The sequence below is a fragment of the Candidatus Woesearchaeota archaeon genome (assembly GCA_016214075.1).
Classification (GTDB): domain Archaea; phylum Nanobdellota; class Nanobdellia; order Woesearchaeales; family DSVV01; genus JACRPI01.
This window is the reverse complement of sequence record JACRPI010000032.1, coordinates 1-22,752: the sequence shown is the minus strand read 5'-3', so window position 1 is coordinate 22,752 and position 22,752 is coordinate 1. Positions and strand designations below refer to the sequence as shown.

At 39.8% G+C, this 22,752-nt stretch carries 19 protein-coding genes and 1 tRNA gene; 16 read left to right on the top strand and 4 right to left on the bottom strand.

Annotated elements, in window-relative coordinates; translation table 11 throughout:
- Positions 1-45: 45 nt before the first annotated feature.
- The gene (locus tag HZC31_06400) at positions 46-1,386 is read right to left on the bottom strand and encodes a hypothetical protein (protein ID MBI5002991.1); all 1,341 of its coding nucleotides are present in this window, start codon (positions 1,384-1,386) and stop codon (positions 46-48) included.
- Between the two features lie 179 nt (positions 1,387-1,565).
- Between HZC31_06400 and HZC31_06395 the strand changes: the two genes are divergently transcribed.
- The 9 genes from HZC31_06395 to HZC31_06355 all read left to right on the top strand — a co-directional run bounded on the left by HZC31_06395 (position 1,566) and on the right by HZC31_06355 (position 12,480).
- Positions 1,566-2,687 (top strand): NAD(P)/FAD-dependent oxidoreductase, encoded by a 1,122-nt coding sequence (locus tag HZC31_06395; GenBank protein ID MBI5002990.1) that lies wholly within the window; start codon positions 1,566-1,568, stop codon positions 2,685-2,687.
- Between the two features lie 234 nt (positions 2,688-2,921).
- The gene (locus HZC31_06390) at positions 2,922-6,089 is read left to right on the top strand and encodes a glycosyltransferase family 39 protein (protein MBI5002989.1); all 3,168 of its coding nucleotides are present in this window, start codon (positions 2,922-2,924) and stop codon (positions 6,087-6,089) included.
- Positions 6,090-6,211: 122 nt separating this feature from the next.
- Positions 6,212-8,041, top strand: coding sequence for a hypothetical protein (locus tag HZC31_06385; GenBank protein ID MBI5002988.1), 1,830 nt, complete (start codon positions 6,212-6,214; stop codon positions 8,039-8,041).
- Between the two features lie 78 nt (positions 8,042-8,119).
- Entirely contained in the window at positions 8,120-8,827 is a 708-nt protein-coding gene (locus HZC31_06380; GenBank protein ID MBI5002987.1) for a glycosyltransferase family 2 protein, read from the top strand.
- Between the two features lie 17 nt (positions 8,828-8,844).
- Entirely contained in the window at positions 8,845-9,213 is a 369-nt protein-coding gene (locus tag HZC31_06375) for a DUF2304 family protein (GenBank protein MBI5002986.1), read from the top strand.
- Positions 9,214-9,218: 5 nt separating this feature from the next.
- On the top strand, positions 9,219-10,406 hold the full coding sequence (locus tag HZC31_06370; protein MBI5002985.1) for a glycosyltransferase family 39 protein: 1,188 nt from the start codon (positions 9,219-9,221) through the stop codon (positions 10,404-10,406).
- Between the two features lie 2 nt (positions 10,407-10,408).
- A complete protein-coding gene (locus HZC31_06365; GenBank protein MBI5002984.1) occupies positions 10,409-10,861 on the top strand; it encodes a hypothetical protein in 453 nt (150 codons plus the stop codon).
- The gene (locus HZC31_06360) at positions 10,827-11,822 is read left to right on the top strand and encodes a glycosyltransferase (GenBank protein MBI5002983.1); all 996 of its coding nucleotides are present in this window, start codon (positions 10,827-10,829) and stop codon (positions 11,820-11,822) included. The genes HZC31_06365 and HZC31_06360 overlap by 35 nt, the downstream gene beginning before the upstream one ends.
- A gap of 10 nt (positions 11,823-11,832) precedes the next feature.
- The gene (locus HZC31_06355) at positions 11,833-12,480 is read left to right on the top strand and encodes a class I SAM-dependent methyltransferase (protein MBI5002982.1); all 648 of its coding nucleotides are present in this window, start codon (positions 11,833-11,835) and stop codon (positions 12,478-12,480) included.
- A gap of 1 nt (position 12,481) precedes the next feature.
- On the opposite strand, the gene HZC31_06350 is transcribed toward HZC31_06355, so the two are convergent.
- Complete coding sequence (locus HZC31_06350) at positions 12,482-13,141, bottom strand: ribonuclease HII (protein MBI5002981.1); 660 nt, start codon at positions 13,139-13,141, stop codon at positions 12,482-12,484.
- A gap of 263 nt (positions 13,142-13,404) precedes the next feature.
- Between HZC31_06350 and HZC31_06345 the strand changes: the two genes are divergently transcribed.
- From HZC31_06345 to HZC31_06320, 6 genes are all read left to right on the top strand, one after another.
- Positions 13,405-14,544 carry a radical SAM protein gene (locus HZC31_06345; GenBank protein MBI5002980.1) on the top strand — a complete coding sequence of 380 codons (1,140 nt, stop codon included), beginning with the start codon at positions 13,405-13,407 and terminating at the stop codon, positions 14,542-14,544.
- A 48-nt stretch (positions 14,545-14,592) separates the two neighbouring features.
- The gene (locus HZC31_06340; protein ID MBI5002979.1) at positions 14,593-15,975 is read left to right on the top strand and encodes a hypothetical protein; all 1,383 of its coding nucleotides are present in this window, start codon (positions 14,593-14,595) and stop codon (positions 15,973-15,975) included.
- A gap of 198 nt (positions 15,976-16,173) precedes the next feature.
- A complete protein-coding gene (locus tag HZC31_06335; protein ID MBI5002978.1) occupies positions 16,174-18,252 on the top strand; it encodes a hypothetical protein in 2,079 nt (692 codons plus the stop codon).
- Positions 18,253-18,285: 33 nt separating this feature from the next.
- A complete protein-coding gene (locus HZC31_06330; GenBank protein ID MBI5002977.1) occupies positions 18,286-19,272 on the top strand; it encodes an NAD-dependent epimerase/dehydratase family protein in 987 nt (328 codons plus the stop codon).
- Positions 19,259-19,966, top strand: a complete 708-nt coding sequence (locus HZC31_06325) for a glycosyltransferase family 2 protein (GenBank protein ID MBI5002976.1) — start codon at positions 19,259-19,261, stop codon at positions 19,964-19,966. Before HZC31_06330 ends, HZC31_06325 begins: the two co-directional genes overlap by 14 nt.
- Positions 19,967-20,068: 102 nt before the next feature.
- Complete coding sequence (locus HZC31_06320; GenBank protein ID MBI5002975.1) at positions 20,069-21,187, top strand: DegT/DnrJ/EryC1/StrS family aminotransferase; 1,119 nt, start codon at positions 20,069-20,071, stop codon at positions 21,185-21,187.
- Positions 21,188-21,231: 44 nt separating this feature from the next.
- Here HZC31_06320 and HZC31_06315 read toward each other — a convergent pair.
- Both HZC31_06315 and HZC31_06310 read right to left on the bottom strand, forming a co-directional pair.
- Positions 21,232-21,333, bottom strand: a tRNA-Met gene (locus HZC31_06315).
- A gap of 107 nt (positions 21,334-21,440) precedes the next feature.
- Positions 21,441-22,493: a hypothetical protein gene (locus tag HZC31_06310; protein ID MBI5002974.1), complete on the bottom strand. Its 1,053-nt coding sequence runs from the start codon at positions 22,491-22,493 to the stop codon at positions 21,441-21,443.
- A gap of 91 nt (positions 22,494-22,584) precedes the next feature.
- On the opposite strand from HZC31_06310, the gene HZC31_06305 reads away from it, so the two are divergent.
- A partial coding sequence (locus HZC31_06305; protein ID MBI5002973.1) for a transposase occupies positions 22,585-22,752 on the top strand: 168 nt, incomplete at its 3' end.

Below are 22,752 nucleotides of genomic sequence, written 5' to 3'. Positions count from 1 at the left end.
GATTAGGTTAAGAAATAGATCCATAAAAGAATGTTGATGTTTTTTCTATTGAACACGTTTAAGCCCTTGTTGTGCTTCAGTAACTCTCTTATCTAAGGCGAGTGTTTTCTGGTAATGCATTCGTGCTTCAAGTTTTCTGCCCTGTGCTTCATATGTTTGTGCAATTCGTAAATACGCTTGCGTATGTGTTGGTTCAAATTCAATGATTCGTCTGTAATATGCGCGAGCATCAGAGTAATCTTTATCTTTTTCTGCTTTACCACCTAATTCAAACCAATCATTAACTACATCTTGTTTGTATGCTCGTAATCTGTCATGTTCCGAAAATCTGTTGATGCCTTCATTGATAAGAGCAATGACATCCTGTCCGCGATATAGCTTATAACAGAGTCGTGCAACAGAGACATAGTGTTCTTGTGTTACTGCGTTGTATCGTTTTGCATGAGACAATATTTCGTGTGCAGCATCAATATTTTTTCTTTTTTGGTAGAGTTCTAAAAGTGCCTGATATGCATCTTCAATATGTATTCCAAACTGTGTGGGAAATGCTGTTGAAGGCATCATCACACATTCTCTCAATCTTTCTTCAGCGAGTGCATCATTTTTTGTTTTGAGTGCAATTTGCGCAAGCTGATAAATAATTGGTCCTTCTATGTTCGCGAGTCCTTTGTCAGCAGCAGCGCGAAGGCCAGTGAGTTTTATTTGAGCAACAGTATAATTTTTTTGTTTAATATCATGAACAGCAGTCGCATAAAGTTCTAAACTGTTAATAAGAAAGAAATGGATTCCTCGTATGAGTTCTCTGAAAGGCATCCTCTTTGAAGTTGCGTAGTCCATCCATTGAAGGATATCTGCGACATATGCTTCTCCTTCTGTTTTTGTCGGAGCTCGTTGGGTAGTCCCGGTTTTTCCTTTCGAAGAGACAGAGACACCGAGCTCTCGTGCTTCAAGATAATCAAGTTCATACGCCAACAAAAATGTCGCGCGTCTGTCAAATTCATCAGTGAGAAGATAACTTGTCGCGACAACGTCATCAAGCGTTAATCGACCATTTTCTCGTTTCGTATCGCGAAGTTGCACAAGTGCTTCTTCTATTCGATCAGGATCATTAGGATGTGATTTTGCGATGTCTTCTTGGAGGTAACTATGTTTTCTAAGAGAAGTTCCTACACTTCCAAGACCCCAAAAAGATCCTCGTCGTTCAATATACTTGCCAAGAAATCCAATCCCTTCTTCTGCTGATGTTTTAAATAATCGTTCTGTAACCAAGTCATAAAATTCTGAATAGGTTTCTGGTTCGATTTCTGCTTCAACAGCTTGGAGAGAACTATCTAACGATGGTTCATTACCAAAAAAGTCTTGTTCTGTAGTACTTGCTTGGGCCATACCTCAAAGAACCCCTGCTTTATTTATAAATCTTTTGCAATTAACTACTATTAAGTGATTCCACAAAAGAAGACGCACAAACTTAATCTTACTCTTCAAAAACAAAAAGGCAAAAGTAAAGGGTAAAAAAGCAACAATCCACAACAATCATTAAAAGCGCTCCGTTCAACCCATAAAGAATGAAATCAGTCGCGATCATTGGTGCAGGACCTGCGGGAAACTACACAGCGTATCTTCTTGCAAAAGCGAACTACAACGTCACGATCTACGAAGAACATCTTGAGCCAGGGCTTCCTATTCAGTGTACAGGAATTCTCACCAATGATCTCAAAAACCACGTGGAACTCAGCGATGAGTACATAGTCAACAGGATGCGGAAAGTCAAAGTGTTTGCGCCAGATGGCACTGTGTTTGAAACAAAAAATGATGATATTATCGTTTGCCGTCATAAGTTTGACAACTACATTCTGAAGAAAGCGATCGTGGCAGGAGCGACGATAGAAAAAGGAACAAAGTTCATCAGTTACAATGATGAAACACAAGAAATCATCGTGAAAAATAAAGAAGCAGAAAAGAAAGTTAAAATTGACATTCTTATCGGCGCGGATGGACCAAACAGCAAAGTCTCTAAAATCATCAACGAAGAAATGCTCAAGCGGCATCCAACGCCGATGTATTATGGGAGCCAGGCAACAGTGAAAGGAACCTTTGAACCAAACACCTATCACGTCTATCTTGGAAATATCTGTCCAGAATTTTTCCTCTGGGTTGTCCCAGAAGATACGCAGCACGCAAGAATTGGTCTTGCGACAAAAGAAACACCAAACATCTATTTCAAACATGCGATGGAAAAATTAGGATACACAGACTTGGACATTACGGACAGACAAGGAGGATTAATTCCCTGTTACAATCCAAACATCAATGTCCAAAAAAACAACATCTATCTTATTGGTGACGCAGCGACAATCATAAAATCCACAACAGGAGGCGGAATTATTCCACATCTTGAAGCAGCGAAAATACTTACAGACTGCGTCATCAACAACAAAGATTTCAACAAAGAACTCAAAAGAGAAAAATTGTGGCTCCATCTCTTCCTGCGAAAGTTCCTTGACCAATTTTCAGATGAGGAATACAACCAACTCGTCAAAATGCTGAACAATTCCAGTGCGAACGAGGTGATGGAAAAGTATACGCGGGATAACCTTTTACAATTAATATTTCATCTTGTTAGAGAAAATCCGCAATTTATTTTCTTTGGGATGAAGCACATGAAAAAGATGTGGAAAGCGTTATAATGTTGTATTTTCATAAACAGCTGCACATAAACACGCACCAAAAAAATAAGTAGTCGCTCAGTAAAGTCCTTATACACAATTCAGCTCTCTTTTTTTTTAAAAAAGTAAAATGAGAACAGAAATTCAAAAGCAATCGGGCGAATCTAAACAAAATCTAAAGGAGCAAAGTAGTGGAGCATTCTTTTCAACAACCTTTATAAAAACCCAGCTTTCTCACATCTCTTGGTGGGATGAGTGGGAGAAGAAAAAGAAGACATTTCTATTGACTTTGGAAAAATTGCGCTAAACATATGGACGTGGTGCAAAGCAAATTATCTTCTCTTCCTGATACTGATTCCCATTTTCTTAAGCATCCATATTCGAATCCAACCAGTTTACCTTCCATCAATTGACAATGCAGCAGAAGCAAATATTCGTTCATCAATCCAACAATCAATTCTAGATCAGGTCAATGCGCAGTATCCGAATCTCCCTGAGGAAAACAAGCAGAAGCTTGCGCAAGAGCAGCTCGATGCGATCTATGCGGCAGGAACAATTGATTATCTGGGGCAGCAAATCGCGATAGAAGACCTCGTAGAACAAAATGCGCAGCAAATTAAAGCACAATTTCAGGACGAGTATGGATTAACGTATCTTGGAGAAATTGATCCATGGTATTTCTATAGATTAACAGAAAATTATCTAGAACATGGGTATGAAGGCGACATCGAACTCAATGGAAGATATTATGACACGCATCAGATGGCAGGGACACCGCGTGAAGTACTCGGTGGAGAAACAAGTAAACTCCCGCATTTTCACGTGATGGTGGAAGCATATCTTTACAAAATAATTTCTTTGTTTGCGCCAAACATTCGATTGATGACTGTGGTGTATTTCTTGCCAGTGCTTCTTGCTGCGTTGGCGGTTATCCCTGCATTTTTCATGGTGAAAAAGGTTGCGGGAAATATGGGCGCGTTTGTCGCGGCGACAATCGTTGCGGTGCATCCAGCGTTTATTGGAAGAACAATTGCGGGATTTTCTGATACAGATGGCTATAACGTTCTCTTCCCTCTATTAATTATGTGGATTTTTATCGAAGCGCTTGAAGCGCAAAATTGGAAAAAAGCGCTGGGTTTCGGCGCATTGGGGGGAATGATTGTAGGAATCTTCAGCTACACGTGGGGCGGCTGGTGGTACATTTATGATTTCCTTCTTGGTGTTTGTTTTGTTTCTTTGTGGTATGTGTTTGTCAAAAAATACATCGCGGGAAAAGAGCGCAATCAGAAGATCACTTGGATCATTGGCGCGATTATTCTTGCGCCGTTGTTTGTGTTAGGAGCAGCAGTAAAAACAGGTTTGGAAACAATAAAGAAAAAGCAGTTTGAAAGTGAAGAAGAAAAATTGCTTCTTGCGTTGGTCATCTTCATTGTATGCTGTGGTCTTTTCGTCACGTTCTTTTCCAGCTTTAAAGTATTTGTCAATGCGGTCAAGGAACCACTTGCGTTTTCGACGATCAAAGAAGTGGGAGTTATCAAAATCTGGCCAAACGTTTTAACAACAGTTGCGGAATTCAATCCAGCTTCTTTGTCAGAAATAATTGGCACAGTGAGCTTTGGAATGGGAATTCTTCTTCTACTTGCGTTTTTAGGAGTAGGGTATGCGCTTTTTGAGCGTGCGATTATTGAAAAAGAGCAGGAATGGATGCTTGCGGCGGGACTTGCGTGGGTGATTCTACTGACGCTGTTGAGTGGAAAAATAATCTCTCCATTTTTCTTCACCCTCTTATTATTCGCGCCATTGTTTTATTTGATTTACAGAAAGGTTTCCTTTACAACAATCTATTTTGTCGGGGTAAGTATGTGGTATGCCGCGATCATTAAATGGATTCCGCAGCTTCAGGACACATTATTTTTGTTTTTCTTTTTAGTAGGTATTCCATTGCTTATTGGAGTCATCTATGCGCTCCTTGAAGAGCAGAAAGCGGACATGAAATATGCTGTTCTTTTGTTCATTTGGTTTGTCGGAACTATCTACGCAAGTACGCAGGGGGTTCGTTTCGTGATGATTCTCGTGCCAGCGTTTGCGGTCGCGTGTGGATTTGGTGTTTCTTTTGTCTATCGAATTTGGGCAGACGTTATTGCGGATCTCATAAAATTGCAGGTAAAATGGGTAAAGGTTGTCCTTATTGCGGGAGTCGCGATTCTCCTTTTCTTACCGATTGGAGTAGGCTATACGTTGGGAAGCCAGCAAATGCCTTTAATCAATGATGGATGGTATAATGCCTTGGAAAAAATTAATCAAGAGGCAGCGCCAGACGCGATAGTCAATTCATGGTGGGATTTTGGTCATTGGTTTAAAGCGATTGCGGATCGCGCGGTGACATTTGATGGAGGTTCACAGGATACGCCGCAGGCGCACTGGATTGGGCGCGCGTTGCTCACAGACAGCGAAAGTGAAGCAGTTGGAATTCTGCGCATGTTAGATTGTGGCGGAAATAGCGCGTACGATACTATCTACAAAAAAATAAATAATTCGTACAAGACAATCACGCTCACAAAAGAAATCATTTTGATGACAGAAGAAGATGCAAGAACAGCATTAACAGAAAATGGATTCAGTGAAGAAGAAGCAAGCGCAGTGCTTCAGTACACGCATTGTACTCCTCCAGAAGATTATTTTATTACAAGTCAGGATATGGTGGGAAAATCAGGAGTTTGGGCGCACTTCGGGTCATGGAATTTCGAAAGAGCGTACATCGTGAATGTCGCGAATGCGTATGAAAAAGAAGAAGCGCTAACAATCATCGAAAATGATATTGGTCTTTCTGTGGAAGAAGCGGAAAAATTATACAATGAGGCAATAACAAGTGACCCAAATAACTGGATTACAGGATGGCCTTCGTATGTCACCATGCCACAGGATTGCTGGCAGGAAAACGAAATGCTCCTCTGCGGTTCAGGAGTTATGATTAATTTTACCACAGGTGATGCAGGCGTGCTGACAAGCGAAGGGTACAAGCATCCGCAAAAATTGCTGTATATTGCGCCAGATGGGTCGTTTAATACAACTGATTTCAGTAACCAAAGTGATGTGCTCATTTCATCAGATGGCAGATCGTCGTACAGCGCGGCGATAATTCCTTCAGGAGCAAGCTTTACTGGCTTTTTCATGGATTCTCAACTGCTGGAAAGCATGTTCACAAAATTATTTTTTTACAAAGGCCACAACCTCGAGTGTTTTGATTTGTTTGAAGAGCAGCATACAGTGACAGGAGAAACTATTTATGTTTGGAAAGTGGATTGGTCTTGTAGCTCTGCGAATAAAGTGTTTGTGCAGCAAGAAATTGTTGGTTCTGCTGATATGCCTGTCGAGATAAAAGAAGTAGAAATAGCAGAGACAACGGAAGAGACCAAAGCGTAATAAAAACATTTGAGAGCTAATGATTTTTGTTATAGAATCGCCAAGCAACGATCTATACCACAAACGCATGCTTTATGGAAAAGTTTATTCCAATAATATAAAATAAACTAAAATACCGCAAAATGAAACCAAGTACTTTCTTCAAATCAATGCAGTGGCAGGATAAAGCAGTGTGCATTATTCTCATCTTCTTCACAATATTTTATGGTATTCTTTTTTCTAGTTTCAATCAATTCCCTTCAGAATATTATGGTGGAGATCATTATGCGCATTTCGCGTCAGCGCTCAAGATTTACAATACATATAATCCATTTATCAGCGCGCAGTATCTTGGAGAACTGCAGCACTATCCCTGGCTCACCCAATTTCTCATCGCGCTTGTTGCAAAAATTTCTTTTATAGACATATTAACTGTTGGAATTTATTTTCCTATTCTTATTCTGATTGCAACAATTATTATCACATACATTTTCGGAAAAATGTATTTTGAAAACAAGACGTGGGCACTAATCCTTTCTCTCACATGGGCAGTACAACTTGTTCCTGCGTTTCATCCTTCAGAATTTGCAAAACAGCTGATGATTCCGTTGCTTGCGATTTTTGCGCTGCTCCTCTATCAGATCAATAAAGATATTGAAAAAAAGAAAGTACTTATCGCGGGAATTATTTTTGGTCTTGCGGGGTTACAGCATCTCGTGACATTCATTGTTGCAGGAATACTTTTTTTCTTCATCCTTCTGCAGAAAATAATTTCAGGGGATTTTACAGCGGAAAAAGCAGTAAGAAAAAAATGGTGTCTCATTTTCTGCGTAGGAATTGCGATCGCGTTATTATTTTGGGCGCCATTGCTGTTGAAATATCAGGGAAACACGCTGAATGACTGGCAGATTTATACATCAGAATCCGTGATGCCCACAGAAGAAGCAGTGCGTGCCTTATTCACAGATTTTGTTTTTGGTGCAGGAATCCGGACAACAGCAACAATAATATTCCTCATTGCGTTTGTAGGATTTATTTGGTATGGGGTAAAGAACAAGGAAACAAAAATATTTATTCCGTTGTTGCTTTTTGTTGCGGCGCTGCTGGGTTATATTCATCCTTATTTAACCTATCCAACGCTAGGCATGAGTCTCGGATATTACAGATTTCCCATTGTGCTTGTTTTTGTCAAGCATCTTATCTTGATTACAGGACTTTTCTATATTTGGAAGCAGGCAGAGAAAAGAACAGAAAAGCAGTTCTCCAAAAAAACGACCACAGGAATTTTCCTTCTTCTATTTACAGGTATCGCTATATTTTCTTTTATCAACATTATAGAAGAATACAAAAGCTCAGACAGATATGCATACGCGACAGAAGACAGTGAAAAAATAAAAGCATACAATGCGTTGCGGGAATATCTTGATGAAAAAGGAATGATCACAGAAGAGGATGTCGTGATCACCACGCATCCAGATGTTGGCTTCTTCTTCAACGCGATGACTGGAGAAAATGTGATGACGACAAGAGTCACCCACGGCTCGCCATTTGTGGATCACAACAAAAGAACAGCAGATATGGCAGTTATTTTGTTTGGAACAAATAGGACAAAAGCAAAAGAGCTGATGAAAGAATATCAGGTGACGTATGCGTTCTTAGAAACGCAAAACATAGAATTCAAGGCATTGTGCAATCAGCGCTGGAACGAAACAGTGTATGGAAAAAAAGAAGACAAGACAACTGCCGCGTATTGGTGTTTGCAGACAGATCCGATGTATAACAAATATCTTGAAGAAAATGGAATTGAAACAGCAACAGCAAAGGTTCGTTTGGCAGCAGGAGACAAAGATGTTCCGCTCAAAAAAGTGCTTGTTGTGGAGCAGGAAGACATTGTTTTGAAAATGGAAGCAGTCTATCAGTATTTTGATAAAGAAGGCAATCTGGTCGTGGAGTTGTATAAAATAACAGAATAGTGCACGCAGAAGTACATGTAGAACATGCATAAGTTTTATAAGAAGAATAAAGATTATTAGAGAGAATAAGGGATGGATATGGAGCAGAAAGAAAAGAAAGAACAGTGCAATGATGCGGTATGGGTAGTTATTGCGGGTTATAACGAAGAAAAAAGAATTGACGCGGTTATTTCTGATCTCAAAAAGAATGGTTATCACAATATTATTGTTGTTGATGATGGGTCAAAAGATGCGACTGGAGCGGTTGCGGCAGATGCTGGCGCGACAGTACTTCGCCATCTCATGAACAGAGGACAAGGCGCGGCGTTAAAAACAGGAATAGATTTTGCGATGAAGAATGACGCGGAAATTATTGTAACCTTTGACGCGGATGGGCAGCATCATGCAGAAGAGATTGGACGATTAACAAAGCCAATACACGCTGAAGAAGTAGATGCGTGTTTGGGTTCAAGATTTTTAGATACAATGTCCAATGTTCCTTGGCATCGAAAGATGATACTCAAAGGGGGTGCTTGGATTATTTGGCTGTTTTATGGAGTCCGATTGACAGATTCGCATAATGGATTTCGCGCGATAAAAAGAGAAGCAGTGCGGAAGCTTGAGTTAAAGGCAGATCGCATGGAGCATGCGTCAGAAATAGTGGAGCAGATAGGAAAACAAAACATTTCCTATAAAGAAGTTCCAGTCACTATTACCTACACAGCGTATTCGCTTGAGAAGGGGCAAAGCACTTTTGCTGCAGTGGGTATTTTGTGGAATATGATTAAGAGTAAAGTATTGAAGTAAGAAACAACGGTGGAAAAATGAGTATTGGGATAGAAGCGCTGGGAGATTTTGGGATGCTTCAGATAATTGGCATTCTCTTTGCGGTCTTCGCGCTGAGCAGAGCAATCTTGCGCTATAAAGATCACAGCATTAAAGCGAATGAGCTCTTTTTCTGGACAGTAATATGGGGCGGAGTTATTTGTGTCGCGATCTTTCCGAGTATTTTTGTCACGCTTTCAAAATTTTTAGGGATTGGAAGAGGAGTAGATACATTAATTTACACCGGGATGATTATTCTTTTCTACGCGCTGTTTAGAATTTATGTGAAGGTAGAGGCGCAGCAAAAAGAAATGACAAAACTGGTGCGGGAAATTGCGATTCAAAATCCTGTGCGCAAAAAAAAGTGAGTGGTATGAAAACAACATACTGGTTGCTGAGTCTGATTTTTATTTCTATCCTTTCGGGGTTGTTATATTATAATACTGTTCTTGTGGATACACAGGCGTATGTCCCATCAACGTATTATCTGCAAGGAGAAATATTAGGAGACGATGATACAGAGCGTGTCTTGCAGAGTTATGCGTTCAAAAGACCAGTAGAAATTATGGCAGCGGCAATGCTTGAGCCGTTCGTTGGTGTTCGTCAGGCGTATAGCATTCTAAACATGATTATTTTTGCGGCAACAACGATTTTGTTTTATTATTGGTTGAAAAAATTCTTTAAGAATCATGAGCAAAAAGAAATACTTGCGTATATTGGAGCAGCGTTGTATGCTGTTTCACTTCCATTAATGTTGTATGCAACAAGAGTGTTGGTGGACGCGGCAGGATATCTCACGCTTGTGCTTGGGCTTTGGGTAATAGAATACGTTTTTGAAAAGAAAGAAATTCGATGGGCTCATTTATGTTTTGTTGGTCTTGTTTTGGGTCTCTTCTTTTTAGTGCGTGACGCTGTTATTATTCTAGTACCTTATTATTGTATACGTTATTTGATTCATATAAACATAATTAAAGAGATAAAAAATACAAAAAGTATTTTAACGGCTTTTTTTATGTTTCTTACTCTTATAATTATCATTTTTGTCCCTGAATTTATTTTCATGTGGTACTACAATGTTGGCTCTGTGCTTTCTGGAAAAGCAGCGGCGATTACTGCAGGAAAATATTCATTACTGGGCTGGTTGAAATTTATCATTGTGCATGGCGCAGCGTTCCACATTGCATATATCCTTGCATATGTTGGATGGAAACAAGAACAGGAGAAAGAAAGAAGACTATTCTACGCGCTTTATGGACTATGTGCGCTTCTGTATCTGGTAGGAATCCAGCTTGTTGCGTTAACATCGCCGAGATTTAGCATGGTTTTATTTCCTGTTCTTTTGCCGCTTGCTGCGCTTGGAATCTTGTTCCTTGCGGAAAAATGGAAAAATACGCTTGCGGTACACAAGACCATTATCTGCTTTATCCTTCTGTATGCAATAATATCTTTCCTTGGCGCGTGGCTCTATCCAAGTAGAACAATGATTTTGGAAGATGCTGGCGGCAATGCAGTAATCAACGCAGTTCTTGAAGAAATAAAAATGAAGCTTGGGGTGTTCTGAAAATGACAGCAGAACATAAGGAACAACAGAAAGAAGAACAGCGAAAAGAAGAGTTGCAAAAAGTTGTAAGATTCTTTTTCTGGATAGCGTTGACTCTTCTCATATGTATCACTCTTTTCACACTAAAAGCAAGATATACTGACGAGAAAGAGTCTGAAATGTATGCAGTGCAAGCAGCAGCAGAAAACAATCCGCTTCTCTGCGAAAACATTAAAAATCTGCGCTTATCCTCGCAGTGTTACAGTATATTTATCAGGCAAGGCTACGATTGCACAGGCAAAGAGCCTATGTCAGATGCCTGTCTTATTGCGCAAGGGGTCTTTTTGCAAGACGATTTGTTTTGCGATATAGTATTTACTGGAACAAAAGTCCCGGAAAATCTGGAATGCAGAGTCAGCGTCTTTATAGAGAGGTACACAAATGAAGGTCTCCGTGATTGTTGTCACATTGAATGAAGAGAAGAATATTTCTTCATGTCTTGAATCATTGCTCAAGCAAGACGTTCCTAAAGAAAGCTATGAAGTTCTGATTGTTGATGGCGGTTCAAAAGATGCCACGCAATCTCTTGTAAAAAAAGCGCAGGAGCAGCATGCGAATCTCCATTTTCATAGCAAAGAAAAAGGATCCATTACTGAGTGCAGAAATATTGGGATAAAAAATGCAAAATATGACTTCATTGCGTTTACTGATGCGGATTGTATTGTGCCAGAAGATTGGCTGCGCAGATTGAGGCAAGGATTTTCTCGTCATGCAGTGGGAAATCCAATGCTTGCGGGAGTTGGTGGCGCGAATATTCCGCCCAAAGACGCGACAGTGTTTCAGGAAGCGATTGGGATTGCGTTTAATTCAATGCTTGGTTCGCTTGGAAGCATTCAAGCCCAACCGATGAAAAAGAATAAGCCTGTGTTCAGTATTTCCTGCGCGAATTCATTGCATCAGAAAAAAGCGCTGCTTGATGTGGGTATGTTCTCAGAAGAATTAGGAAATCAGGGAGAAGACTGGGATCTTGGCGCGAAGCTGAAAAAGAAAGGATACATTGTCTATGGGATTCACGACTCATTTGTCTGGCATAATTTTCGCGCGACGCCAAAAGCGTTTTGGAAGAATATGGTGTTCTATGGAGATGGCAGAATGCGCTTGATGAAAAAGCATCCAGATTTGGTGAGCGGAAAATATCTGCTTCCATTATTTTTCATTCCAGTGTTTGTTGTTTCAGGAATTGCGTATTTCTGGACAAAAAATGTCTGGCTGCTTGTGCCGTATGCGTATTTCCCTTTTATTCTGTTATATAGTCTTCTTATTTCTCTGAAGCAGAGCAAATCAGCGCGATTTCTGCAGGTCTTTCTCGCCTTTCTCATCCAACATTTCAGCTATGCGTGGGGAGAATTGAAAGGGGTAAGATGGTTGTTGGGGTAAAATTTAGAGCATGCAACCTCTCCAACAAGACCAGTACTGGAAAAAGCGAACAGAAAGAAAAGAGAAACGAGACCCAACAGAATTTGCAAAACAGTGCATAGAGTTTCTAAAAGATAAATCAAGGAAAACAGTGCTCGATCTCGGTTGTGGAGACGGAAGAGATAGTATCTTCTTTGCAAAGCGAGGCTATGAAGTGACAGCGACAGATGTCTCACCAGTCGCATTAGAGATTCTAAATAAAAAGATAAATGAAGAAAAGATAACAAACATACAAGTTATAGAGCAAGATCTTCAGAATCTTCAATTTCCAGAAAGTTCATTTGACATCATCTACACGCATTTGAGTCTTCATTATTTTCTTGACGAGCAAACAGAGCAAATCTTCAAAATGCTCCATAAGATGCTCACGAGAGGTGGTTTTCTGTTCATAAAATGTAAATCAACAGAAGATGAAGAGTTTGGCAAAGGAAAAGAAGTAGAGAAAAATGTCTTTGTGACAGAAGAAAATTATGTTCGTCATTTCTTTGATGAAGAATACATGAAACAAAAACTAAGCAACTTCCAAATCATAAACATTGAAAAAACAAAAGGAACATATGAAGGATCGCAAGGAGAAAAGACCTCGCATTTTATTGAAGCGATTGCGACAAAAACCTAACTCACCACTCCCCCAGCTTCTTCTGATTTGTATTGCGCGCGAATCGTTGCCAGCTTTCCCAGCTTTTTCGGAACACGTCAATCTTATCCCAATATTCCTGTAAGAACGCGACGGTTTTTGGATCAGTGACATACCCGCTCCCAAAATCAACGCCGATCTGCTTTTTCAAATCTTCAATCGCGCGATCGCGAGTGACTTTCGCGAGAATAGACGCTGCGCCGCAGATTACATAATTGACATCTGCTTTGTGCTCACAAACGAGAAATATCCCTTTGTTCCGTAATTTATCGCGAACAAATCGCGTGTATGCGGTAAGATTATTGCTGGGACAATCCACAATCGCTTTTTCAGGCTGTAATTTGTTGATGATTTCAGAGGAAGTCGTTGCTTCAAGCCAGTTGAGATTATTGTTTTGTGTTTTTGCGAGAACAGCTTCGTCAACCTGCGCGGGAGAGAGAGAAATAATGTGATGCTGTGGCGCAATTGCTTTGATTTGATCAAAAAGTCGTTCTCGTGTAGAAGGAGAAAGAAGTTTGGAATCTTTAACACCAATTTGTTGCAATTTATGAAATTCATTTTCATCCAGCACAACGCCAGCGATAACAAGTGGTCCGATAACAGGACCTCTTCCTGCCTCATCAATGCCGCAAACGAGTACCATTATTTCTTGTTGTGCTATTTTGTTTAAATATGTTGTGAGGAAAGAGTCTGCTTTTCAAAAAATAACAACAATGGCGCCGACGGGGCGGGGGTTGTCCCTTACGGGGTGCCCCGTAGGATAAAATACTGTTGCGAAGCCAGTATTTTGTCCGTAGGCCGCCATCGTTGTTGTTATTTTTTGCTCAAAAAGAAACTATCAATGAATTTTTGGATGGAGGCTTTTTCTTAAAAACTTTTTTAAACAAACAAGCAGATCTTTATAAGATGGCAACAGAAGTTGAAGAAAAGCATGCGGATGCGCATCAAGGATCGTTAGCGAAAGGATGCGAATTATGCATTACTGGAGAGAAATCTGTCTTCTTTGTGACAGGAGTCTGTCCACGGCATTGCTTTTATTGTCCAATTTCTGAGCAAAAATGGCAGAAAGATGAAATCTACATCAACGAGTGGAAAACAGATGATTTCAATAATATTATCAAAGAAATCCAGCTCTGCAAGAGCAAGGGCGTCGGAATCACAGGAGGAGATCCACTCGTGCGTGTTGACCGCACAGCGCAGTTCATAAAAATGCTCAAAGAGCGTTTTGGAAAAGAGTTTCATATTCATTTATACACTTCACTCAACCTCTTCACAGAAGAAAATCTTAAAAAATTATACGATGCGGGTCTGGATGAAATTCGCTGCCATCCTGATGTTGACGATAAAAAATATTGGGAACAAATTAAAAACGGCACAAAATTCCCCTGGCATTTTGGGATGGAAATTCCCGCGATTCCAGGAAAAGAAAAAGAAACAATCGAGCTCATCAATTTCGCGAAGCAGTATGTTCAGTTCATTAATTTGAATGAGTTAGAGTATTCTGATACCAATGCGGCGCAGTTTGACAAGGGAAAATATCTCACAAAAAACACGCTTTCGTATGGAATAAAAGGGTCAGAAGAGTTTGCGAAAGCGCTCCTCAAAGAATTCAAAGAAGACAAAGTGAGGATCCACTATTGCAGTTCTGCGTTCAAGGATAACATTCAGATGCGTAGGAGAATAAAAAAGCGAGCGGAAAGTATTATGACAGTAAAAGAAGAAATGACTGAAGATGGCACAATAATGAAAGGCATTGTCTATTTGAAAGAATTTGTTCCGGGAGTAGGATACAAGAAAAAGCTTGAAGCAGTCGAAAACAAGGAAGAACTCCTCCAAAAGCTCAGCGCGGCAAGAGAAAGTTTACTCCAAAAAAAGATAGTCACGGACATCGAGATTGATGAAAAAAAATATAGGCTTCTCTGTCCAATTCGAGAAATAAAAAGAAAAATGTGCGCGAAAGCAGTGAAAGAAGCAGGCTATGTGCCAGCAATTGTCGAAGAATATCCAACACAGGATGCGTTTGAAGTAGAAGTTGATTTCTTGTAGTGCGCTCCGTCACAAACTATATAAACCGACAAAGCACAAAAAAGACTGATGAATCAAAAAAGAGGGCAGGTCACTATATTCATAATTTTGGGACTTATCCTCTTGCTCAGCGCAGGTATTTTTCTTTACTACGCAAGCGAAACCGCCGAAGAAATACAGGAAATTCCAGAAAAAATTGACGCGGCGTCATTAACAGAGTACACAGAATCCTGTCTTGAAGCAGTTGCGGAAGAAGTCATCACAAAAGTCGCGCTCCAAGGGGGGGTGTATGAACCAGTCTACTACAAAGTCTATGAAAACACGTCAGTAGAATATTGGTGTTATGGAGAAGGAACCCAGCAGTGCGTCAATGCAGTGCTAAGCGCAGATGCAATCGAAGATCAAATCCTTTATGGAATCAGGGAAGAAATAGACAATTGCTTAAATTTCCAAACATTTGAAGGTCAAGGCTACAAAATCACAAAAGGTGTTTTTGAAGGAACAGTGACAATAACAGATGATGCAGTAGAAGTGCAAATCACCTATCCGCTCAAAGTCACGAAAGATGGCGAAACAACAACAGTGGAAAATTTCCAAGCAACAAGTGCGGTGCCATTAGGAGAGCTCCAGAACATTGCAAGATATATTATCAACAAAGAGAGTACAGAAGGTTCTTTTGATACAACCAATTACATGATCAATCATACGCAAATCAGCATCAGAAGAGCAAAGCCATATCCTTCAACAATATACGCGATACAAAAACAAGGATCTTCTTTCACGCTTCAGTTTGCAGTGCAGGGAATAGACACAGTAGAAACTCCAGGAGAAATCCGCTTTGGTGGCCAAGAACCAATTTATGGCTGTTGTTATGTGGGTCTTGCGCAAAGCTGTTACGCGAATACGCCAAGTACCGTTTGTGAAGAAAAAAATGGTATCTATGAAACAGCGCCATGCAGTTGCAATGATGCAGCGGCAGAACAACAAGATGAAGAAACACTATGTAATGGCGGAGAATGTCGAAATTGTGGCACATACAGGCATGGAGAAAGTTGGTGTGGATATGACGCGGAAACAGGGCAGGGAAAAGATGTCGTGGGAAGTAGGCATATACTGTACTCCTGCATAAACGGAGAAACCATAACAGATGCATGCAGAGATTATCGGGAAGAAATCTGCGTTGAAGGGCAAGCGCTCATAAATGGACGAGCAGGAACAACAGCAGTGTGCAGGCCAAATCGTTGGCAGGATTGCAGTCAATGTACAAGTGAATCTTGTTGTGATAACACAAAAGAGCGAGACTGTTATTGGAATGAAGCGCTTCAGCACCTCACAGAAGATCAAGAAAGCACACAAGCAACAGCGCAAACACAATGCACGCCCTACGTCCCTCCTGGATTTAAATTCTGGAATTATAATGGCATAGAAGTGTGCAGCAGAGCAAACGCGTAAAAAACATGTTCTGGCTTATTCTGTGAGCAGGAATGGATTGACGCGGCGGCAATATCGTGCGACGCACAAGGCGATTGTGGAAATAGTCAAAATATCCTTTTCGATACAACAGAAGCAGGATTTTTTGAATCAAATTTCAAATATAATCCAAGCGAGAATATATATGAAGTAAAAGAAGAGGCAGAACCAATCACCATATTGCCAAGAAACGTCCAAGTACAAAATAATCTGCTTGGCTCTCCTGTGGAAGAAACTGCGGATATTTTTGTGGAAATGATCAGCACAGCATATCAGTTTGTGAATCAATGGGTAGGGGTTACTGTTCCAAATTATCTGAATCCATTTACAAAAAAACCAAAAGTAGAAGTGACTGAAATGACGTTCTGCGGTGTCTGGCAAGCGCCAAAGACAGGAGAAAGCTGTGCAGCATGTGAAAAAGGAAACACACCATGCACAGAGTATAAATGCAAGAGTCTTGGGAAAAAATGTGTCTATGAAGAAGAAGACGGTTTCCCTATTTGCCGGCCGCGATCAGGGAAAGAAGAAAAGAACATCACCATCACATTTGACAGCGACCAGCTCAGCGCAGGATATACAGCAGAACCAAAAACATTACAAATAGAAACAACATCATATCACGGCTATACAATAACACCAGAAATTCTCCCCTACAAATTATTTTCAATGGGCATTCAGACAAATGAAGAAACAATATGTCATTTAGATTACCTCCCCAGTACAGAGCTGTTTGATGCGCCAGTCTTCGTTATGGGCACTTCAGAATACGCGACAACACACACCCTCACGATGAGAACTCCTCCACGAATGGAAATCCCAGAAAAAGTAAAAGATGGTTTAAATCTCACGACAGCAGAGCAGATGATTACTGCGCTTGAAGCGCCTGATGATCTTTTAGAAAACTATGAAGAGAAATTCCCTGCGGTCTTTGACGTCTACAATACTGCGACAGGAGATGATCTTGGAGATGTTCTTGACCCATACGTTGATGAGATCCATGATATGATCGCGAGCGTGGGCGCGTCCTATCCAACATACAAGAATCTCTCCATCACCGTTATGGACAAATTTGACAGTGGCGGATATTATTTGTTTATCAGTTGCGAAGACAGGTATGGAAACACAGAAACAGAAGAACTTTTCGTCGAACTTAATATAGCGAATGCAACAGAAGACACCGCTGCGCCAGTGATTGTTGCGGCGTCGCCAGAAGATGGTTCGTTCATTGGAAACGAGCAGGGAATAACACCAATCTACATCTATACAGATGAACCTGCGGAGTGTAAGTATGATTACAGCGATAAAAGCTATGACACGATGGAATACGCGCTAAGCTGCAAAAACAAACCATACGACTTTGTCGGCATTGCAGGAGGAAGTTATGAGTGTACAACAACCCTCGCGACAATAACAGATACCACAATAGACATCCGCTGCGTAGACAATCCAGAAAACAAAAAAACATACCTTATTGGAATACAATCCTCAAATACATCAGGATTGGGAAGTCAGATCTATTCAGAAGTGATTCTTGATGAGACAGAAAATCCTTCAGAAGAATATCGCGGCTACATTAATGTGACAGATGTTCCAGAAGAGAATACAAGTACTATTTTCGTGAGTTCTTCGTTGCTCTCAGAAACAAAAACAACAATCTTTAATGTCTCCCAAAAAACAGCAGCAATACATTTCTTCTCAGATAAAGAAGGAAATTGCGTGATGAAAAATGAAACAACTGAAACAGCGATGACCTGTGAAAAAACAGAAGAAGCGAGCAGAAATCTTGGAGAGTATGAATGCAGAGCAGCAGTGACAATCCAGCAAAAGATAATACCAGAAACAAATGAAACCGATGAAACGAATGAAACTGCAGAAATAACAGAAACAATCGAAACAATACAATATTACGAGATTATCTGTTACGATGAAGAAAGCGAACAGCATGTTGCGACAACATCAACAACGTACTCATTAAAAAAATCAAGTGGTCTTGAGATTATGACAGTAAGTCCAAAAGACAATGAAGAAGTAGAACAAGACACTGCGCTCACGGTCACAACAACAGAAAGTGATAATATCTCCTGTGGATACGCTGCGTATGGTTCTTTGGAATATCTCGAGATGACACAAGTGACAGAGAGTGCGTTTAGAGCAAATTTGAAAGGCTTGGAGCAGGGTTATAATGCGTTCACTGTTATCTGTAAAGACGAGTATGAGAATAACGCAGAAAGAACGGTTTCGTTTTATGTGGGAAAATAAACATTTAAAAACATGATTTGTTCTCTTTTGTTTATGACAACATTTTTTGCAGGAAAGCAGATTCTAGTGACAGGTGGAAGTGGTTTTCTTGGAAGTCATTTTGTGGAAAAACTTGTTGAGGCAGGAGCAGATGTGACTGTTTCTTATAGAAATAAAAACAAGGTGGAGAAAAATCTAAAGAGAGTCCTAGGCAAAATAACATTGATGGAAGGAAATTTGTACGATCCGGACTTTTGCAATACAATTACGCATGGAAAAGAGATTGTTTGTCATCTTGCTGCGGATGTTGGGGGAATACATTATAATGTTGCCCATCCTGGGACGATCTTTAAGGAAAACCTTAGTGCGTTTATGAATGTCCTTGATGCATCGAGAAAAAATAAAGTGGGGCGATTTCTTACAGTAAGTTCTGCGTGTATCTATTCAACAGAGTGTACAATTCCTACTCCAGAAAGTGAGGGATGCAAAAATGTCCCTGAACAGACAAACGAAGGCTATGGCTGGGCAAAGCGTATGGAAGAATTTTTGAGCAGAGCATATGCGAGAGAGTTTGGAATGAAAATCGCGATTATAAGACCATCAAACATGTATGGTCCAAGAGATAATGTTGAGCCAGAAAAAGCACATGTTATTCCCAACTTGTTGACAAAAATAATGAGTGGAGAGGATAAGATCACTGTGTTTGGGACGGGAAAACCAACAAGAGCATTTTTATACGTCGAAGATTTTTGTGATGGAGCAATGGCAGCAGTAGAGCATGCATGCGATGGGGATCCAATAAACATTGGAAGTGATGAAGAAATTTCTATTAAAAATCTTGTAGGACTTCTTTGTAAGCATGCAGAGAGAGCCCCAAAAATTGTGTTTGATACCACAAAACCAGATGGGCATATGAGGCGTGCAAGCGATATCAGCAAAGCAAAAGCAAAATTACATTTTAAGCCAAAAATTTCCATAGAAGAAGGAATAAAAAAAACAATTGCATGGTACAAAGAGGAGATGAGCAATGGCAATTGCTAAGGATGCAAAACAGAAAGCAACGTTAGTGATTCTGACGAAAAATGAGAGTAATGGAGTCAATGTGCTTTTTGATAAAATCCCCCTCCAAAGTTTCGATGATGCATTCGCAATAGATGGGCAGTCTAAAGATGGAACAAAAGAAGTTATGGAAAAGAAAGGACTTAAAGTGTACACACAAGAAAAATTAGGTCGGGCAGAAGCGTTTCGTATGGCAATAGAGCTTGCGAAGCATGAACATATTGTTTTTTTTAGCCCCGATGGAAATGAAGATCCAAAAGACATTATTCCTCTTGTTTCATTGCTCGGAGAAGACTGTGACATGGCTGTAGGTTCAAGGTTCATGAATGGCGGAAGAAGTGATGATGATGATGTTCCACTTCCCATCAGAGGATTTGGGAATAAAGGATTTACCTTGATCGCAAACATACTATGGAGAGGGAAACTCACCGATTCCATCAATGGGTTTCGTGCAATAAAAAAATCAATATACGCGGACCTTAAACCTGATTCAGAAGGGTTTGGCATTGAATATCAACTTTCTATTCGTGCATTAAAGAGAGGATACAAAATAAAGGAAATTCCGACGTATGAAGGAGATAGGATTGGTGGACAAAGCACTGCACGAACAATCCCAACAGGGCTCTATTTTGTAAAGCTTCTTTTGCGTGAGATGTGGCTACGAAATAAATTCTAAGGGAAGTCTAACAACCTTTATAAAATAAAGAAAAACCACCTATAATATGAAACGCATTGGTGTGGGTACTGTTACATTATCAGAGCAGGCAAAAAAAATGTCATGGAAGTTCTGGAAACAGGACGTCTCTCGTACGGTCCTTTTCTTAAAAAATTAGAGATAGAATTTGCGAAGATACATCACTCCAAATTTGGGATCATGAGTAATAGCGGGACAAGCGCGCTGCATGTTGCTGTGCAGGCATTAAAGGAGTTGCATGGTTGGAATGATGGTGATGAAGTGCTTGTTCCAGCAATCACCTTTGTTGCAACATCAAATGTGGTGATTCATAACAACATGAAGCCAGTATTCGTGGATGTGGAAAAAGAATATTATAGTATTGATCCGGAAAAAATTGAGGAGAAAATAACGCCAAGAACACGCGCGATAATTCCCGTTCACTTGTTTGGGATGTCCTGCGCGATGGATCAAATTATGGCAATTGCAAGAAAGCATAATCTCAAAGTCATTGAAGATTCTTGTGAAACAATGTATGCAATGTATAATGGAAAGATGGTGGGATCTTTTGGTGATATCGGCTGTTTCTCCACCTATATTGCGCATTTGTTAGTAACAGGAGTAGGTGGTATTAATACGACAGATAATCCTGAGTATGCAGTAAAGCTTCGCTCATTAGTGAATCACGGAAGAGATTCCATCTACATCAGTATTGATGATGTCAATGGAAAGTCAGATGAGGAATTGAAAGAAATTATAGATGCGCGGTTTAGATTTATCAGCGTGGGGCATAGTTTTCGTGTCACAGAAATGGAAGGAGCGTTAGGAGTTGCGCAGCTAGAAAATCTTCCGAGTATAATCGAGAAAAGAAGAAAAAATGCAGCGTATCTTATTGAAAAGTTGAAGAAGTTTGAAAGTCATATGCAGCTTCCAAAAATCAGGCAAGGAGCAGAACATTCATTTATGATGTTCCCCATAGTCTTAAAGCAGGAGAAAAAACAGAAGCTTGTTGGATGGTTAGAAGCAAATGGAGTTGAAACACGTGAAATGTTGCCGTTGATTAATCAACCGATCTATCAAAAGTTATTTGCGATTAATGAAGCAGAGTATCCTGTAGCAAAATGGATTAATGAATCAGGGTTCTATATTGGATGCCATCATGATGTGACAAGAGAAGATATGGATTATGTTATTAGAAGCTTCTCGGAATACTTTAATTTGTAGCAAACTTCTACTATTGGATCCATATTATATATAATAAAGAAGAATAGCGGAGAGTGGATTTGAACCACTGACCTATGGGTACCTCATTGAACTCTTATAGTTCACATTATGAGCCCATCGGGCACTCCTGACTGCCCTACTCCGCTATAATACTCCAAAAGAACAGGCAGTTGTTTATAAAGATTGCTTAGTGCATGAGATTTTCTAGCTTCTTAAACATACGTAGAATTTGCCACCATTAAACACAGGTCACTCAAAATGGAGAGTGATCTAAGCAGGCGACCGTGTAGTTTTGCGAAGGTGCATAAATCTCGGGATTAATTTTGTAGAGAAAAAAGAAAGGCTTCTCATTCTTAAACATATTTTTAAGCTTACAATAAAGGCTGTCATGATCACAGGGGCGTAGTTCTGTGAGCAAAGTGGCATTAACAGAACTAAACTCATTTCTCTCAGAAATAGGTTTCAAAAGAAGAATAATGTAAGTAGTATTATATATATTAAGATTTTTATTAATGTTGTCTAAAGTCACCGGTTGTGCAACGTTAAAAAAATTAATTTCAGTCAAAACAAGCTCGCTGAGAGGGATATACTCTGGTTCAAGTGAACAAAAGCGAATATTCCCTCCAATAACTTGGTATGCATTTTCACCTATGTTAAGATGATAGTAATCAGTAAAGATAAGCATAACCATCTCATCAATTGCGGTATGTCGAGATAAAAGGCCTCCTCTTATTTTAATAGTGGTGTGATAAGTATTTATAGCGATCACCAGGGTTAAAGAGAAAAAAAGAAAGAGCAAGATCAATAACATGTACTTTTTATTAGGTATATTTTTTTCTAAATAAGAGAAGAAAAAATTATAACTTGAAAAGACAAGTAATGTGAATGGAAAAAGAGCAATTGCAACGTATCGTATGTTGTTTCCAATGTTACTAGGACCAGTTATAAAAAAAATCATCAGTGCTGTTGTGGCAAGTGTCCAGATAAAAAAGAATACCCCGTAATTATAGTCAGTCTGGTTTAGTTTTAAATGCTTTACAAAAATGGACTGGAGTATGATGATAATTGAAAAGAGCAAAGATATAATAAACAGCCAACTCCCAAAACAGCCAAAAGAGGTGAGAACAGACGCAGGAACACTCTTAAAGTGTTGTAGAAGAGAGAAGAAGGGAAACTGGTGTTCCCCATTATCTAATGTTGAATAGCTATTGTAAAAAAAGTATGTTTTTGTCTTTTCAAGAAGAAAAGAGTTTTCTGATTGTTTTTCATTAAGTCCTTCTACGCTGCTTAATAGGTAAGGGGACACTAAGAGCCTATCCCGAAAGGAATAAATAGTAGCTTTCTCATTGAATAGATATTAGGGAATGGGTCACGTGAGAATGAGAAGAGGTGACCCGATGGGATTAGTTGTTAGAGATGATGGTGGGAGAATTCCGGATGAACTTTGGAATGAAATAGAACCTTTGCTTCCCGCAGGGAAGCCACACCCTTTAGGGTGTCATAGACCTCGCGTTCCTGACAGAAATGCAATGGACGCAATACTTTTCGTTCTTCGCACTGGTTGT

Bases quoted from the DNA above. Each gene is read 5' to 3' on its own strand.
- HZC31_06400 (MBI5002991.1), bottom strand. From the start codon at position 1,386: ATGGCCCAAGCAAGTACTACAGAACAAGACTTTTTTGGTAATGAACCA.
- HZC31_06395 (MBI5002990.1), top strand. From the start codon at position 1,566: ATGAAATCAGTCGCGATCATTGGTGCAGGACCTGCGGGAAACTACACA.
- HZC31_06385 (MBI5002988.1), top strand. From the start codon at position 6,212: ATGAAACCAAGTACTTTCTTCAAATCAATGCAGTGGCAGGATAAAGCA.
- HZC31_06380 (MBI5002987.1), top strand. From the start codon at position 8,120: ATGGAGCAGAAAGAAAAGAAAGAACAGTGCAATGATGCGGTATGGGTA.
- HZC31_06375 (MBI5002986.1), top strand. From the start codon at position 8,845: ATGAGTATTGGGATAGAAGCGCTGGGAGATTTTGGGATGCTTCAGATA.
- HZC31_06370 (MBI5002985.1), top strand. From the start codon at position 9,219: ATGAAAACAACATACTGGTTGCTGAGTCTGATTTTTATTTCTATCCTT.
- HZC31_06365 (MBI5002984.1), top strand. From the start codon at position 10,409: ATGACAGCAGAACATAAGGAACAACAGAAAGAAGAACAGCGAAAAGAA.
- HZC31_06360 (MBI5002983.1), top strand. From the start codon at position 10,827: ATGAAGGTCTCCGTGATTGTTGTCACATTGAATGAAGAGAAGAATATT.
- HZC31_06355 (MBI5002982.1), top strand. From the start codon at position 11,833: ATGCAACCTCTCCAACAAGACCAGTACTGGAAAAAGCGAACAGAAAGA.
- HZC31_06350 (MBI5002981.1), bottom strand. From the start codon at position 13,141: ATGGTACTCGTTTGCGGCATTGATGAGGCAGGAAGAGGTCCTGTTATC.
- HZC31_06345 (MBI5002980.1), top strand. From the start codon at position 13,405: ATGGCAACAGAAGTTGAAGAAAAGCATGCGGATGCGCATCAAGGATCG.
- HZC31_06340 (MBI5002979.1), top strand. From the start codon at position 14,593: ATGAATCAAAAAAGAGGGCAGGTCACTATATTCATAATTTTGGGACTT.
- HZC31_06330 (MBI5002977.1), top strand. From the start codon at position 18,286: ATGACAACATTTTTTGCAGGAAAGCAGATTCTAGTGACAGGTGGAAGT.
- HZC31_06325 (MBI5002976.1), top strand. From the start codon at position 19,259: ATGGCAATTGCTAAGGATGCAAAACAGAAAGCAACGTTAGTGATTCTG.
- HZC31_06320 (MBI5002975.1), top strand. From the start codon at position 20,069: ATGGAAGTTCTGGAAACAGGACGTCTCTCGTACGGTCCTTTTCTTAAA.